This window comes from Arenimonas caeni, from assembly GCF_003024235.1.
Taxonomy (GTDB): Bacteria; Pseudomonadota; Gammaproteobacteria; order Xanthomonadales; family Xanthomonadaceae; genus Arenimonas; species Arenimonas caeni.
Genome location: NZ_KZ679100.1, coordinates 13354 through 26374, shown reverse-complemented (window position 1 = coordinate 26374; position 13021 = coordinate 13354). Strand labels below are relative to the sequence as shown.

The 13021-nt window shown below is 69.3% G+C and carries 12 protein-coding genes; 7 read left to right on the top strand and 5 right to left on the bottom strand.

The annotated features are described in order from the left end of the window. Positions 1-87 precede the first annotated feature (87 nt). From nhaC to C6N40_RS12625, 4 genes are all read left to right on the top strand, one after another. Entirely contained in the window at positions 88-1575 is a 1488-nt protein-coding gene (gene nhaC / locus C6N40_RS12640; RefSeq protein ID WP_106991394.1) for a Na+/H+ antiporter NhaC, read from the top strand. A 34-nt stretch (positions 1576-1609) separates the two neighbouring features. Beyond that, positions 1610-3097, top strand: coding sequence for an amino acid permease (locus tag C6N40_RS12635; protein WP_106991393.1), 1488 nt, complete (start codon positions 1610-1612; stop codon positions 3095-3097). Positions 3098-3145: 48 nt separating this feature from the next. After that, entirely contained in the window at positions 3146-4477 is a 1332-nt protein-coding gene (locus C6N40_RS12630; protein WP_205208606.1) for a sodium-dependent transporter, read from the top strand. Between the two features lie 225 nt (positions 4478-4702). Further along, on the top strand, positions 4703-5203 hold the full coding sequence (locus C6N40_RS12625; RefSeq protein WP_162782221.1) for a hypothetical protein: 501 nt from the start codon (positions 4703-4705) through the stop codon (positions 5201-5203). 142 nt (positions 5204-5345) lie between these two features. Here C6N40_RS12625 and C6N40_RS12620 read toward each other — a convergent pair whose 3' ends face one another. The 4 genes from C6N40_RS12620 to C6N40_RS12605 all read right to left on the bottom strand — a co-directional run bounded on the left by C6N40_RS12620 (position 5346) and on the right by C6N40_RS12605 (position 9389). Next, positions 5346-6902: an alanine/glycine:cation symporter family protein gene (locus C6N40_RS12620; protein WP_106991390.1), complete on the bottom strand. Its 1557-nt coding sequence runs from the start codon at positions 6900-6902 to the stop codon at positions 5346-5348. Positions 6903-6981: 79 nt separating this feature from the next. Next, positions 6982-7617 (bottom strand): exopolysaccharide biosynthesis protein, encoded by a 636-nt coding sequence (locus C6N40_RS12615; RefSeq protein WP_106991389.1) that lies wholly within the window; start codon positions 7615-7617, stop codon positions 6982-6984. A gap of 86 nt (positions 7618-7703) precedes the next feature. Next, positions 7704-8990 (bottom strand): DNA recombination protein RmuC, encoded by a 1287-nt coding sequence (locus tag C6N40_RS12610; protein ID WP_106991388.1) that lies wholly within the window; start codon positions 8988-8990, stop codon positions 7704-7706. An 81-nt stretch (positions 8991-9071) separates the two neighbouring features. Next, positions 9072-9389: a high-potential iron-sulfur protein gene (locus C6N40_RS12605; RefSeq protein ID WP_162782220.1), complete on the bottom strand. Its 318-nt coding sequence runs from the start codon at positions 9387-9389 to the stop codon at positions 9072-9074. A gap of 124 nt (positions 9390-9513) precedes the next feature. Between C6N40_RS12605 and C6N40_RS12600 the strand changes: the two genes are divergently transcribed. The 3 genes from C6N40_RS12600 to mtnC are packed head-to-tail and all read left to right on the top strand — an operon-like array spanning position 9514 to position 11389. Next, complete coding sequence (locus C6N40_RS12600) at positions 9514-10149, top strand: methylthioribulose 1-phosphate dehydratase (protein WP_106991386.1); 636 nt, start codon at positions 9514-9516, stop codon at positions 10147-10149. Continuing rightward, a complete protein-coding gene (locus C6N40_RS12595) occupies positions 10146-10703 on the top strand; it encodes a 1,2-dihydroxy-3-keto-5-methylthiopentene dioxygenase (RefSeq protein ID WP_106991385.1) in 558 nt (185 codons plus the stop codon). The genes C6N40_RS12600 and C6N40_RS12595 overlap by 4 nt, the downstream gene beginning before the upstream one ends. Continuing rightward, complete coding sequence (mtnC, locus tag C6N40_RS12590) at positions 10700-11389, top strand: acireductone synthase (protein WP_106991384.1); 690 nt, start codon at positions 10700-10702, stop codon at positions 11387-11389. The genes C6N40_RS12595 and mtnC overlap by 4 nt, the downstream gene beginning before the upstream one ends. A gap of 9 nt (positions 11390-11398) precedes the next feature. Here the strand turns inward: mtnC and C6N40_RS12585 are convergent, their stop codons facing one another. Further along, positions 11399-12985, bottom strand: coding sequence for a calcineurin-like phosphoesterase C-terminal domain-containing protein (locus tag C6N40_RS12585; RefSeq protein ID WP_106991383.1), 1587 nt, complete (start codon positions 12983-12985; stop codon positions 11399-11401). Between the last annotated feature and the right edge of the window lie 36 nt (positions 12986-13021).

The window sequence follows — 13021 nt, the reverse complement described above, 5'->3', positions numbered from 1 at the left end:
ACGGTGACGGATGGGACATCAGTCTAGCCGCAGCGGCGCCCGGGCTCGGTTACACTCGGGCGATTACCTCTGGGGAGAGAGTGCAACATGAGCGACACCGCGCCGGCCGCGACGGCCCGCGAACCGACCCTGCTTCAGGCCCTGCTGCCGCTGCTGGTGCTGTTCATCCTGCTGCCCCTGGCGGTCTACCTCTACGCCGACAACGCCTCCTACGGCGCCAACCAGATCTCCCTGCTGGTCGCGGCCGGCGTGGCCGCCCTCGTCGGCCTGCGCAACGGCATGCGCTGGGACGTGGTGCAGGACGCGATCGTCAGCGGCATCTCGATTTCCGCCACCGCCATCCTGATCCTGCTCTCGGTCGGCGCGCTGATCGGCACCTGGATCCTCTCCGGCGCCGTGCCCACGATGATCCACTATGGCCTGGCCGTGTTGCACCCGTCTTACTTCTACCCGGCCGTGTGCGTGGTGTGCGCCATCGTCGCGCTGACCATCGGCAGTTCCTGGACCGTGGCCGGCACCCTGGGCGTGGCCCTGATCGGCGTGGCCCAGGGCCTGGGCCTGGACGTGGCCATCACCGCCGGCGCCATCATTTCCGGCGCCTACTTCGGCGACAAGCTCTCCCCGCTGTCGGACACGACCAACCTCGCCCCGGCGGCCGCGGGCGGCGAGCTGTTCGCCCACGTCAAACACATGAGCTGGACCACCCTGCCCAGCCTGGCGCTGGCCATCATCGGTTTCGCGATCCTCGGCCTGGGCGCCGAGGCCGGCACCGCGGCGGTCGGCTTCGGCGACCTGTCGAACGAGCTGCAGAAGCAGTTCACCCTCGGGCCGCACCTGCTGATCCCGCTGCTGGTGGTGTTCGTGCTGGCGGTGCGCCGCCTCCCGGCCTTCCCCACCATCTTCATCGGCGCCCTGCTCGGCGCGGTCTTCGCGGTGATCTTCCAGCCCGACCTGGTGGTGAAGCTGGCCGGCAACGAGGCCCTGTCGCGGCCGATGGCCCTGCTCTCGGGCGCCTGGACGGCGCTGTTCGACGGCTACAAGGGCGACAGCGGCAACGCAAACGTGGACGAACTGCTCAACCGCGGCGGCATGGCCAGCATGCTCAACACCGTCTGGCTGATCATCTGCGCCATGACCTTCGGCGCGGTGATGGAGAAGGTGGGCCTGCTCGAGCGCCTGATCCGCAGCGTGCTCCGGATGGCCCGCTCCACGGGCTCGCTGATCGTCGCCACGCTGGTGACGGCCTTCGGCACCAACATCCTGGCGGCCGACCAGTACCTGGCCATCGTGCTGCCGGGCCGCATCTACAAGAGCGAATACGAAAAGCGCGGCCTCGCGCCCGAGAACCTCTCGCGCGCGCTCGAGGACGCCGGCACCATCACCTCGCCGCTGATCCCCTGGAACACCTGCGGCGCGTACATGGCCGCCACGCTCGGCGTGGCCACGCTCGACTACCTGCCCTACGCGCTGTTCAACCTCATCAACCCGGTGCTGGCCGCGATCCTGGCCTACATCGGATTCAAGATCCTCAGGCTCGAGCCGAAGGCCGTCGTGGCCCACCGCCGCGAGCACTGAGTCCCGCAACGCACGTCACCAATCGGACCAACCCATGTTCAAAGACCTTCTGATCGTCAAGCCGGTGGCGCCCGCGCCGCACGTGGATGCCGGCGAACCCGTCGAGGGCTCGCTGCGCGGCGAGGCCAACCTCAAGCGCGTGCTCACCGCCCGGCACCTGGTGCTGCTGGGCATCGGCGCCATCATCGGCGCCGGTATCTTCGTGATGACGGGCCAGGCCGCGGCCAACCACGCCGGCCCGGCCATCATGCTCAGCTTCGTGCTCGCCGGCCTGGCCTGCGCCTTCGCCGGCCTGTGCTATGCCGAGTTCGCCGCGATGATCCCGGTCTCGGGCAGCGCCTACAGCTACACCTACGCCACCCTCGGCGAAGCGGTGGCCTGGTTCGTGGGCTGGAGCCTGGTGCTCGAGTACTTGTTCGCGGCCTCGGCCGTCGCCGTCGGCTGGTCGGCCTACACGATCAGCCTGCTGGAGAACCTGGCGGGCATGGCGGGCATGGACTGGACATTCCCGGCCTGGCTGGCCTCGGCACCCTTCACCTACACCAACGGTGAGTTCGTCATGACCGGCGCGCTGTTCAACCTGCCGGCGGTGCTGATCATCGCCGCCGTGGGCACGCTGTGCTACGTCGGCATGCAGCAGTCGGCCACCGCCAACGCCATCATCGTGGCGATCAAGATGGTGGTGATCCTGGCCCTGATCGGCTTCGGCATGCAGTACGTCAACGCCGACAACTGGGTGCCCTTCATCCCCGAGAACCAGGGCGGCGACCGCTTCGGCATCGAGGGCGTGCTGCGCGGCGCCTCGATCGTGTTCTTCGCCTACATCGGCTTCGACGCGGTCTCGACCGCGGCGCAGGAGGCCAAGAACCCGCAGCGCGACATGCCGATCGGCATCCTCGGCTCGCTGGTGGTCTGCACCCTGCTCTACATCGCCGTCGCCGCCGTGCTCACCGGCATGGTGCCCTACACCGACCTGGGCACCGCCAAGCCGGTGGCCACCGCGCTCGAGCCCTACGCCGACCTGGCCTGGCTCAAGCTCGCGGTCGAGGTCGGCGCCGTGGCAGGCCTGAGCTCGGTGATCCTGGTGATGCTGATGGGCCAGCCGCGCATCTTCTTCGCCATGTCGCGCGACGGCCTGATGCCCAAGTTCTTAGGCAAGGCCCACCCGCGCTTCGGCACCCCGCACAAGGCCACCGTGGTGGTGGCGATCGTCGCGGCCCTGCTGGCGGCGTTCTTCCCGCTGGGCGTGCTGGGCGACCTGGTCTCGATGGGTACCCTGCTCGCCTTCGCCACGGTGTGCATCGGCGTGATGGTGCTTCGCCGCACCCGTCCGGACCTGGCGCGCCCGTTCAAGGTGCCGCTGGCGCCGGTGGTCGGCACGCTCGGCGCGCTGTCCTGCCTGGCGCTGGTGTTCTTCATGGGCTGGTACAACTGGGTCCTTCTCGCCGCGTGGACGGTCGTTGGCTTCACCATCTACTTCGGCTACGGCTACCGGCACAGCCTGCTGCGCCAGGGCCGCTGACGCAAACCGGGAGGCAAACTGGCGATGCAGGGAGAATCCGTCCACGGAATGTGGTCATCGCGCCTGGCGTTCATCCTCGCCGCCAGTGGATCCGCGGTGGGGCTGGGCAACATCTGGCGCTTCCCCTACCTCGCCAGCGACAACGGCGGCGGCGCGTTCGTGCTGATCTACCTGGGCTGCATCGCCCTGGTGGGCCTGCCGATCATGGCCGCCGAGATCCTGATGGGCCGGCACGGCCGCATGAGCCCGGTGAACACGCTGCGCAAGCTCACGAGCGAAGGCGGGCATTCGAAGGGCTGGGTGGTGATCGGCTGGATCGGCATGGCTGCGGCCGTGATGATCCTGAGCTTCTACAGCGTGGTCGGCGGCTGGACCCTGCACTACGCCTGGCTGTACGTGGAGCAGTTGTTCGGCGGCGCGCCGATCACCGACCCGGACGCGACCTTCACCGCCATGCTCGGCAGCCCGGGCACGCTGGTGTTCTGGCACACGGTGTTCATGCTGCTCACCGTCGGCGTGGTGGCGATGGGCGTGGAGAAGGGCCTCGAGCGCGCGGTGAAGTTCCTGATGCCGCTGCTGTTCCTGATCCTGCTGGGCCTTTTCGCCTACGGCCTGAGCACCGGCAAGGTCGGCCAGGCCTTCGAGTTCCTGTTCACCCCCGACTTCAGCAAGGTGCACGGCAGCACCTGGCTGGCGGCGCTGGGCCAGGCCTTCTTCTCGCTGAGCCTGGGCATGTGCGGCATCATGACCTACGGCGCCTACCTGCCCAGGGACATCTCGATCCCGCGCGTGGCCGCCACGGTCGCGCTCACCGACACCTCGGTGGCGCTGCTGGCCGGCCTGGCGATCTTCCCGGTGGTGTTCGCCTTCGGCATCGACCCGGCCGGCGGCGGCCCGGGCCTGATCTTCACCTCGCTGCCGCTGGCCTTCAACGACATGGCGTTCGGCATCCCGTATGCCATCGCCTTCTTCGTGCTGCTGGCGGTGGCGGCCTGGACTTCGTCGATCTCCCTGCTCGAGCCGCCCACCGCCTTCATCGTGGAAAAGGGGCGCTTCAGCCGCAAGTCGGCGGCGCTGCTGGCCGCGGCGGTCATCTGGGCGCTTGGCCTGGTGACGGCGCTGGGCTTCAACGTCTGGGCCAGCGTGCGCATCTTCGGCCGCGACCTTCAGGGCGCGGTCGAATTCATCGCCTCCGACCTGATGCTGCCCGTCGGCGGCCTGCTGATCGCCGTATTCGCGGCCTGGGTCCTGCGCAAGGACATCAGCCGCGGCGAACTCCCGGACCTGGGCAACGGCGGCTACACCGCCTGGAAAGTCCTGTGCGGCATCCTCGCCCCCGGCATGGTCCTGCTCATCCTCTACATGAAGCTCGCCGGCTGAACGCCCTACTCTCCCTGTAGGAGCGCCTTCAGGCGCGAAGCCTCACCCAAACGGCGCGGAAACCCCGCGCCGTTTGTTTTTTCCCGGGCTTGCAGGTCGTGCCACCTCGCGGACGAATGCGTCAGCCCTTCGCCGTCCGGTCGGGCAGGATCGGAACGCAAAGGCAGTCCTGTAAATTGGAGATTCCGGCGCCCTGCAGGTGCCAGCCCACGGGGATCGAATGCAATGGCAGAACCACTGGACCCGAACGTGAAGATCGCTTGTGCGGTAGGCGCCATCGTCCTGACAAGCCAGGAGATCGAGCGGCTCTTCAAGTTCCTGGTTCCTTTCCAGGAACGGGGAGACTCCTCCGTGGGCTCGCAACTTTGGAGCCATGCCCGTCTCCACAAGAAGTACCTCGGCGAAGTCGCAGGCAGGTTCCTCGAAGCGACAGAGGATGACTCAAACCGGCTTGCCGACTTCCTCGGCAGAGTTGTGAAGGATCGGAACGAGGTCGTCCACCACTTCCAAGAACACTTCGGCGCAATGCTTGGCGCTTCAAGGCACGAGGACGTGCTTTCCGAGCTCCACGCCCGGCACGAACGCATGGCAGACCTGCATCGTCTGCTTCGGGAGCTTGCGGTCTCACTCGCCGAAATCATGCGCGACACGACGTTCGCCGGGACGCCAGAGCAGGAGGAGATGACCCGTCTCTGTGAGCAGGCGCGCGTTTCACTTCCGGACTGATCGTTTGAAGGCAACGAAGGCATTGTCCCGGTTGCAGGATTGGCTCGATACGTCGGTGGAAAAGCAAACGGCGCGGGGGTGGCCCGCGCCGTTCGGGGTGTTGCGGTCGCGCCTGAAGGCGCTCCTACAGGGTCTTTCGGGGTCAGGCTACCTTGCGGATCTCGCCGGACTTCAGGCGCGCCCAGTAGCTGTCGAGGTGCTTCTTCACCACCGGCATCAGCAGGTAGACGCCGATCAGGTTCGGGATGGCCATGATGAACAGCAGCGCGTCGGCGACGTCCACGATGCTCGCCAGCGGCATCGTGCAGCCGACCACCGCCATCGACAGGTAGAAGACCTTGAAGCCGTAGAGCGCGACCTTGGACTCGCGAAACAGGAAGCTGCAGGCCTTGGCGCCGTAGTAGGCCCAGGTGATGGTGGTGGAGAAGGCGAACAACAGCACCACCACCGCCAGCGCGTACGGGAACCAGGGCGCGACCGTGGCGAAGGCGTTGGACGTCAGCTGCACGCCGTCGGCGCCGCCGACAACATGCTGGTTGGTGATGATGATCACCAGCGCCGTCATGGTGCAGATCACCACGGTGTCGATGAACGGCTCCCAGAGCGCGACGAAGCCCTCGGTGACCGGCTCCCGGGTCTTGACCGCCGAGTGCGCGATCGCCGCCGAGCCCAGGCCGGCCTCGTTCGAGAACGCGGCGCGGCGGAAGCCCTGGATCAGCGCGCCCAGCACGCCGCCGGCCACGCCCTCGGCGGTGAATGCACCGTCGATGATGGCCATGAACGCACCCGGCACCTGCGGCAGGTTCACCAGGATCACGAACAGCGCGCCGATCAGGTAGAGGGCCGCCATGCCCGGCACCAGCCGGGCGGTGACGCTGCCGATGCGGGTGATGCCGCCGATCACGACCACGCCGCCCAGCACGGCGTAGAGCACGCCGAACCACAGCCCGCCGTTGGGGATGGCGTCCTGGGTGACGTTGGCGATCTGCGCATAGGCCTGGTTGGCCTGGAACATCGCGCCCGCGCCGATGGCGCCCAGCATCGTGCAGATGGCGAAGACGAAGGCCAGGAACGCACCGAAGCTGCGCAGGCGCGGATAGTTCTCGGCGATGCCGCGGCTGAGGTAGTACATCGGGCCGCCCGACACCGTGCCGTCGGGCTTCTCCAGCCGGTACATCACGCCCAGGGTGCACTCGACGAACTTCGTGCTCATGCCCAGCAGGCCGGCCAGGATCATCCAGAAGGTGGCACCGGGGCCGCCGATGGTGATGGCGACGGCGACGCCGGCGATGTTGCCCAGGCCGACCGTGCCGGACACCGCCGAGGTCAGCGCCCGGAAGTGGCTGACTTCGCCGGCATGGTCATTGTCGGCGGCGGTGTACTTGCCCCGGATCAGGTCCAGGCCGTGCTTGAAGCCGCGCACGTTGATGAAGCGGAAGTAGAAGGTGAACACCAGGCTGGCCAGGATCAGCCAGCCGACGATCAGCGGGAACATCACCGGTTCTTCGTCGGTGCCGGCGACCCGCACCGAATGGAAGATCGCGCCCGAGACCGCGTCGGCGACCGGGCGCACCGCGCCGTCGATCTGCTCCGCGATGGTCGGCGGCGTCGCGGCCTCGCCGCCGCTGGCCTCCTGCGCAATGGCCACGGTTCCGGCGGCCAGCCACAGCAGGGCGACCATCATCAGACGCATCAGCATGCTCAAGCTCCTCCCAAGCCAGCCCGAAGCCTAACCCGAGCGCCCGGGGCCTGCCCACCCACGTGGCGTGAAGGCCGGCTCAGCCCAGCAGGGCCGACAAGGCGGCCGTGCCGCCCATCGCCAGGAAGGCGAAATACACGATGGTGGCCACCTGGGCCAGGTGCCCGGCCAGCACCGCGCCGCCATCGCGCTGGATGAAGCCGATCGCGTAGAACAAAAGCGCGATGGCCGGCAGCGTGTTGCTGAAAGGGATCAGCCCCAGCGGCGCCATCAGCAGGGCGGCGGCGCTGGTGAAGGCCAGGTTGCCGGTCAGCAGCCAGCCACGGCGTTCGACCAGCCAGGCCAGGCGATGCGGCTTGCTGATGCGCTCGAAGCGGCGCGCCCAGGCGAGGCCTGTCTCGAGCGCGGCGCGCACCCTGGTGCCGGGCAGTTCGCGCTCGCGCAGTTTCCCCGGCAGCCAGAGCGGCCGGCCGCGCAGGCGGCTCAGGCCCACCAGCAGGATCGCGCCGCCGAACACCGTGCTCACGCCCGGGATCGACACCGGCACCAGGAACACCAGCACCATCAGGGCGGTGAGCAGCAGCAGGCCTTCGTCGCCGAATATGGCCACCACTTCGCCCAGGCGCATCGGGCCCTCGGGCAGGCGGTCGATGGCGGCGCGCAGTTGCTCGCCGAGCGAGTCGCCCGGCGGCGGGAGGACGGGTTGCTCGCCCATCAGCGTCGCACCGGGGCCGTCTGCAGGAAAAGGGAAGCAGGCATGCCCGTCAGTCTGAAGGCAGCCGCGGAACCTGTCGACCCGCCCTAGCCTGCCTCGTCGCCGTCATCGCCGGCATTGGCCGCCAGCGACGGCGGCAGCCGCTTGGACGGTGCGACGCCGAGCTTGCGCAGCATTTCGGCCTGGCGCACCAGGTTGCCGCGACCGCTGGAGAGCTTGCCCAGGGCGTCCTGGTGGGCCTTCTGGGCCCGGTCGAGCGCCTCGCCCACCTTGCCCAGGTCCTCGGCGAAGCCGACGAACTTGTCGTACAGCGCCGCACCGCGTTCGGCGATGGCCCTGGCATTGCTGTTCTGGGCCTCGGTGCGCCAGATCTGGGCCACCAGCCGCAGCGAGGCCAGCAGGTTGCTGGGACCGACCAGGATGATCTTGCGGTCGAAGGCGTAGTCGTAAAGGCTGGTGTCGCGGCGCAGGGCCTCGAGGAAGGCGGCCTCCACCGGCACGAACATCAGCACCAGGTCGGGGCTGGTCAGCCCGGGCAGGCGGCTGTAGTCCTTGTCGCCCAGCTCGCGCACGTGGTTCTTCAGGGCTGCGGTGTGCTGGCCCAGGAAACGCTCGCGCTCCTCGTCGTCGTCGGTGCCGCAGGCGCGCTGGTAGTCGAGCAGCACCACCTTGGCGTCGATGATGATCCTGCGGTCCTCGGGCAGCAGCAGCAGGGCATCGGGGCGGTAGCTGGCGCCGTGCTCGTCCTTGAAGGTTTCCTGCGTCAGGTATTGCTGGCCCTTCTCCAGCCCGGCCATCTCGAGCAGGCGCTCGAGCTTGAGCTCGCCCCAGTAGCCCTGCGTGCGGTTGTCGGCGGTGAGCGCGCGGGTGAGGTGGCCGGCCTCGTCGCTGAGCTGGCGGTTGAGCTCGAGCAGCTGCTTGAGTTCGGCCTGCAGCGTGGTGCGCTCGCGGCCTTCCTTCTCGTAGGCGTCGGCCACGGCCTTGCGGAAGTCGCCGAGCTGTTCGCGCAGCGGGGTGAGCAGCTGGCCCAGCTGGGCCACGTTCTGCTCGCCGAAGCGGCGCGACTTGTCTTCGAGGATTTCGGCGGCCAGGGCCTGGAACTCGGCCTTCAGGCGCTCCCGGCTGCCTTCGAGGTCGCGCAGGCGCTGGTCGGCGGCAGCCTGCTCGGCCTCCAGCCGCGCCTCGAGCGCAGCGGCCCGGGCCTCGGCGGCGGCGGCACGCTGCTCGGCCGCCTGGCGGGCGGACCGGGCCTCGGCCAGCTCGGCCGCGAGCGCCTGGCGCGGGCCGCGCGACAGCCAGGCCACGACCAGCGCGGCGACCGCGGCGCCGGCCAGCACGCCCAGCAGCAGGAAGGTGGTTTCAGTGGCGGACAAGAGGAATCCCCGGCATCGTCGATACCGGGGATTCTAGCCGGCAGGCTGTCTCAGGGGCCGAGACCGGCCCCGGGGGAGGGATCAGCCCGCCTTCTTGGCCCAGGCGCTGCACCAGGCCTCGGCCGGGACGGAGAAGCCCGGGAACAGGGTGCAGGCGCCGGTGGCGGCGGTGAAGAACTGGCAGTTGGCGCAGTTGCTGTCCGGCTTGAACGCCGGGTGCTGGACGGTCTTGTAGTCCAGCGCATAGGCCAGGGCCTTGGCCTGCGGGTTGTCCAGCGGCAGGGGCTTGAGCTCCTGGGCACGGGCCTGGCCGACCAGGGCCGGCGCGATGAACGGCACGGCCGAAAGCATGGCGGCCTTGACGAGGAAACCGCGGCGGGAGGTGTTCACGTGGCTCATGGCTTTTTCCTTGGCTACGGAGGGTTTTCCGATGGCTGGGCGCAGTCTAGCCCCTCGTTCGTAAACTTTGCGTTGATGCAGGTCAAGGCAGCCGCGGGGCAGCGGCTTCGTTAAACTGCGGCTCATGAATACCCTGCCCTACGACCCGGCCCGGCTGGCCCAGCGCGCCGCCGAGATCGTCGCCAACACCCGCGAGCTGTCCGCGCTGGGCTGGACCCCGGCCACGAGCAGCAATTTCTCCATGCGGCTGGACGAAAAGCATGCCGCCATCACGGTCTCCGGCCGCGACAAGGGCCGCCTGACCGAGGCCGACATCATGGTGGTGGACCTGGCCGGCAAGCCAGTCGCGACCGCCCACCGGCCCTCGGCCGAGACCCTGCTGCACACCCAGCTCTACGCCCGCTACCCGGACATCGGCTGCGTGCTGCACACCCACTCGCACGTGCAGACGGTGGCGTCGCGCCTGTACGCGCCCCAGGGCCACGTGCATCTGGAGGGCTACGAACTGCTCAAGGCCTTCGCCGGCAACCAGACCCACGAGATGGCCATGGACGTGCCGGTGCTGCCCAACACCCAGGACATGGACGAGCTGGCCGGATGGGTCGAGACCCTGCTCGACCAGCAGCCGATGTGGGGCTACCTGATCAACGGCCACGGCCTGTACGCCTGGGGCAAGGACATGGCCGAGGCCCGCCGCCACCTGGAAGCCTTCGAGTTCCTGCTCGCCTGCGAACTCGACCTGAGGAGACTGAACGCATGAGCCGCCTGCGCATCTTCAACGACACCGACCCGTCCACGCCGCTCTCGAGCACCGAGGACCAGGCCCTGATCGCCGGGCAGCTCAAGCCCATCGGCGTGCGCTTCGAGCAGTGGCAGGCCGCCGCGCCGGTGCAGCCGGGCGCCTCGCCCGAGGACGTGATGGCCGCCTACCGCGCCGACATCGACCGGCTGGTGGCCGAGAACGGCTTCAACAGCGTGGACGTGGTTTCGATCGCACCGGACAACCCGAACAAGGACGCGGCCCGCGCCAAGTTCCTCGACGAGCACTACCACAAGGAAGACGAGGTGCGCTTCTTCGTGGCCGGCTCGGGCCTGTTCTCGCTGCACGTGGGCGACAAGGTCTACGAACTGCGCTGCGAGGCCGGCGACCTGGTGGGCGTGCCCGACGGCACGACGCACTGGTTCGACATGGGCCCGGAGCCGAGCTTCGTGGCCATCCGCTTCTTCACCCACCCCGATGGCTGGGTCGGCCATTTCACCGGCACCGACATCGCCCGGCGTTTCCCCCGCTACGAGCCCGGACAGGCCGGATGAAGCACATCCTCACCGACATCGAAGGCACGACGAGCAGCATTTCGTTCGTGAAGGACGTGCTGTTCCCGTATGCGCGGCGGGCGTTGCCGGGCTTCGTGGCGGCGCATGGCCACGAGCCGGCCGTGCGGCGCTGGCTCGACCAGGTGGCGGCCGAGAACGGCGGACTGTGCCAGGACGAGATGATCGTCGAGACCCTGCAGGGCTGGATCGACGAGGACCGCAAGCACACCGCGCTCAAGGCGCTGCAGGGCATGGTGTGGAAGGACGGCTACGGGCGGGCGGATTTCACCGCGCACATGTATCCGGATGCGGTGGAGGCGCTGAAGGCCTGGCATGCGGCGGGTCAAGCGATCAGCGTGTATTCGTCGGGGTCGGTTCCCGCTCAACAGCTCTTCTTCGGACACTCTGACGGCGGTGACCTGACGCCACTGGTTTCGAATTGGTTCGATACCGAGGTCGGCGGCAAGCGCGAGGCGGCCAGCTACCGGCGCATCGTCGAAGCGCTGGGCGTTCCGGCCAGCGAGGTGCTGTTCCTTTCCGACGTGGTCGAGGAACTCGACGCCGCCCGCGACGCGGGCCTGGGCACGGTGCTGCTCGACCGCCGCGAGGATTACCCGCAGCCGCGCACCGGCGAGGCCACCCACGGCCACGCCCGCGCCGAGTCCTTCGCCGACATCCGGCCCTGAGGCCGCGCCTCAGGGCGCGACGCGCCCGAGGCGGTAGCTCACCGACGACCGCACCTCGCCGCGCCAGCGGTCGAAGGCGCGCACCTCCACCAGGTGTTCGCCCTCGGGCAGGTTCGTGGGCAGGCGCCCGCGCCACAGGTGCGTCGAGGCTTCGGCCTCCGGCAGGCGGTCGTAGCCGCGCAGGGTTTCGCTGGCGTCGTCGAGCAGGTTCTCCCGGCGCAGCGCCGGGTCGGGCTCGTCCACGCGGGCCATGGGCTGCCACTCGCCACCGGCCACGCGGTACTCCACCCGCGTGTCGGCCTCGCCCATGTAGACGTTGGCGTACACGCCCACGCCCGGGTACGCGCCCTGGCGCAGCAGCTTCGGCGCATGCAGGTGCAGGGCCTCGCCCTGGCCGCGGGCCACGTGCCAGCGCAGCGCGTAGCCGCCATCGGGGTCGAAGCGGGCCGTGGCGTAGCCATTGGGCGTGCCGTCGGACATGCGCGTGTCGGGAATGCCGGCGGCGTCGAGCGGCCCGCTCCAGTAGCCACCGCAGGCCGCGCCGACGTTGTACTCGTGCAGCGGCTCGCGCCCCTGCCAGCCCTCGGCGGGGCCATGGCGATGCTGGCGCTGCACGTGGCCGTGGCCGGTGAGCAGCAGCACCTTTTCGAACGGCGCCAGCAGCGCGAACAGGCGCTCGCGGTCGGCGCGGCGGAAGGTTTCCCGGCCGGGCTCGTCGAAGAACGGAATGTGCGCCGAGATGACGATGCGGCGATCACGCGGCTGGGTGGCCAGGTAGGCCCCGAGGAAGGCGAACTGCGACTCGCGCAGGCCGCCGATGTAGGCCGGCGACTGGCCCGGACGCCAGATGACGTCGTCGAGCACGATGAAGCTGGCCTGGGCTTCCTCCCAGGCGAACGTGTCGGGGCCGAAGCTGCGCCGGAAGCTGCGCAGCGAGTCTTCGTCGGTGGCCGCGTCGAAGTCCAGGTCGTGGTTGCCGGCCACGTGCAGCCAGGGCGTGCGCAGCCGCGCCGTGGCGCGGTTCATGGACGGGTACAGGGACAGGTCGTCGCTGACCACGTCGCCGAGCGTCAGCCCCAGGTCGGCGGCGCGCCGGCCGCGCGCGGCCTCGACGATCGGCCCGACGATGTCGCGCTCGTAGTAGCCGACGTCGCGCGCGGTCTTGGGCTGCGGGTCGGCGAACACCATCAGCTCCAGCGGGCCCTTGCGCGGCGCGACCCGGCGCAGCGGGAAATCGTGGCAGGCCACCGGCCCGGCCGGGATGCCGCCATATCGGAGCGCCGGCCCGGGCTGCGGCTGCACGTGGCGCCAGAACACCGGCAGGCCGTCGGCGCCGTTCGGGAAGGCGAAACCGGCCGGCTTGATGACGAACACGGTGTGGTCGCCCTCCAGCGGCAGCGACCAGCGCCCTTCACGGCCGGTGCGCACGATGCGCTCGCCGTCCGACACCAGCACGCCGGCGATGCCCGGCTCGCTGCGGTCGCGCCGGCCGTCGCCGTCGCGATCCTCGAACACGGTGCCGGCATTGCAGCCGGCCGGCCGCGCCTGGGCCGGCAGGCAGGCCAGCAGCATCAGGCACAGGAATAGAACACGCATGGCGGACTCCGCGGGACCCGCCGCGATTATCGCCGG

What these genes read in the sequence shown, in the direction of transcription:
- mtnC (WP_106991384.1), top strand. Translation starts at nt 10,700, where the DNA reads ATGAAGCACATCCTCACCGACATCGAAGGCACGACGAGCAGCATTTCG.
- C6N40_RS12595 (WP_106991385.1), top strand. Translation starts at nt 10,146, where the DNA reads ATGAGCCGCCTGCGCATCTTCAACGACACCGACCCGTCCACGCCGCTC.
- C6N40_RS12625 (WP_162782221.1), top strand. Translation starts at nt 4,703, where the DNA reads ATGGCAGAACCACTGGACCCGAACGTGAAGATCGCTTGTGCGGTAGGC.
- C6N40_RS12630 (WP_205208606.1), top strand. Translation starts at nt 3,146, where the DNA reads ATGTGGTCATCGCGCCTGGCGTTCATCCTCGCCGCCAGTGGATCCGCG.
- C6N40_RS12605 (WP_162782220.1), bottom strand. Translation starts at nt 9,389, where the DNA reads ATGAGCCACGTGAACACCTCCCGCCGCGGTTTCCTCGTCAAGGCCGCC.
- nhaC (WP_106991394.1), top strand. Translation starts at nt 88, where the DNA reads ATGAGCGACACCGCGCCGGCCGCGACGGCCCGCGAACCGACCCTGCTT.
- C6N40_RS12620 (WP_106991390.1), bottom strand. Translation starts at nt 6,902, where the DNA reads ATGCTGATGCGTCTGATGATGGTCGCCCTGCTGTGGCTGGCCGCCGGA.
- C6N40_RS12600 (WP_106991386.1), top strand. Translation starts at nt 9,514, where the DNA reads ATGAATACCCTGCCCTACGACCCGGCCCGGCTGGCCCAGCGCGCCGCC.
- C6N40_RS12635 (WP_106991393.1), top strand. Translation starts at nt 1,610, where the DNA reads ATGTTCAAAGACCTTCTGATCGTCAAGCCGGTGGCGCCCGCGCCGCAC.
- C6N40_RS12615 (WP_106991389.1), bottom strand. Translation starts at nt 7,617, where the DNA reads ATGGGCGAGCAACCCGTCCTCCCGCCGCCGGGCGACTCGCTCGGCGAG.
- C6N40_RS12585 (WP_106991383.1), bottom strand. Translation starts at nt 12,985, where the DNA reads ATGCGTGTTCTATTCCTGTGCCTGATGCTGCTGGCCTGCCTGCCGGCC.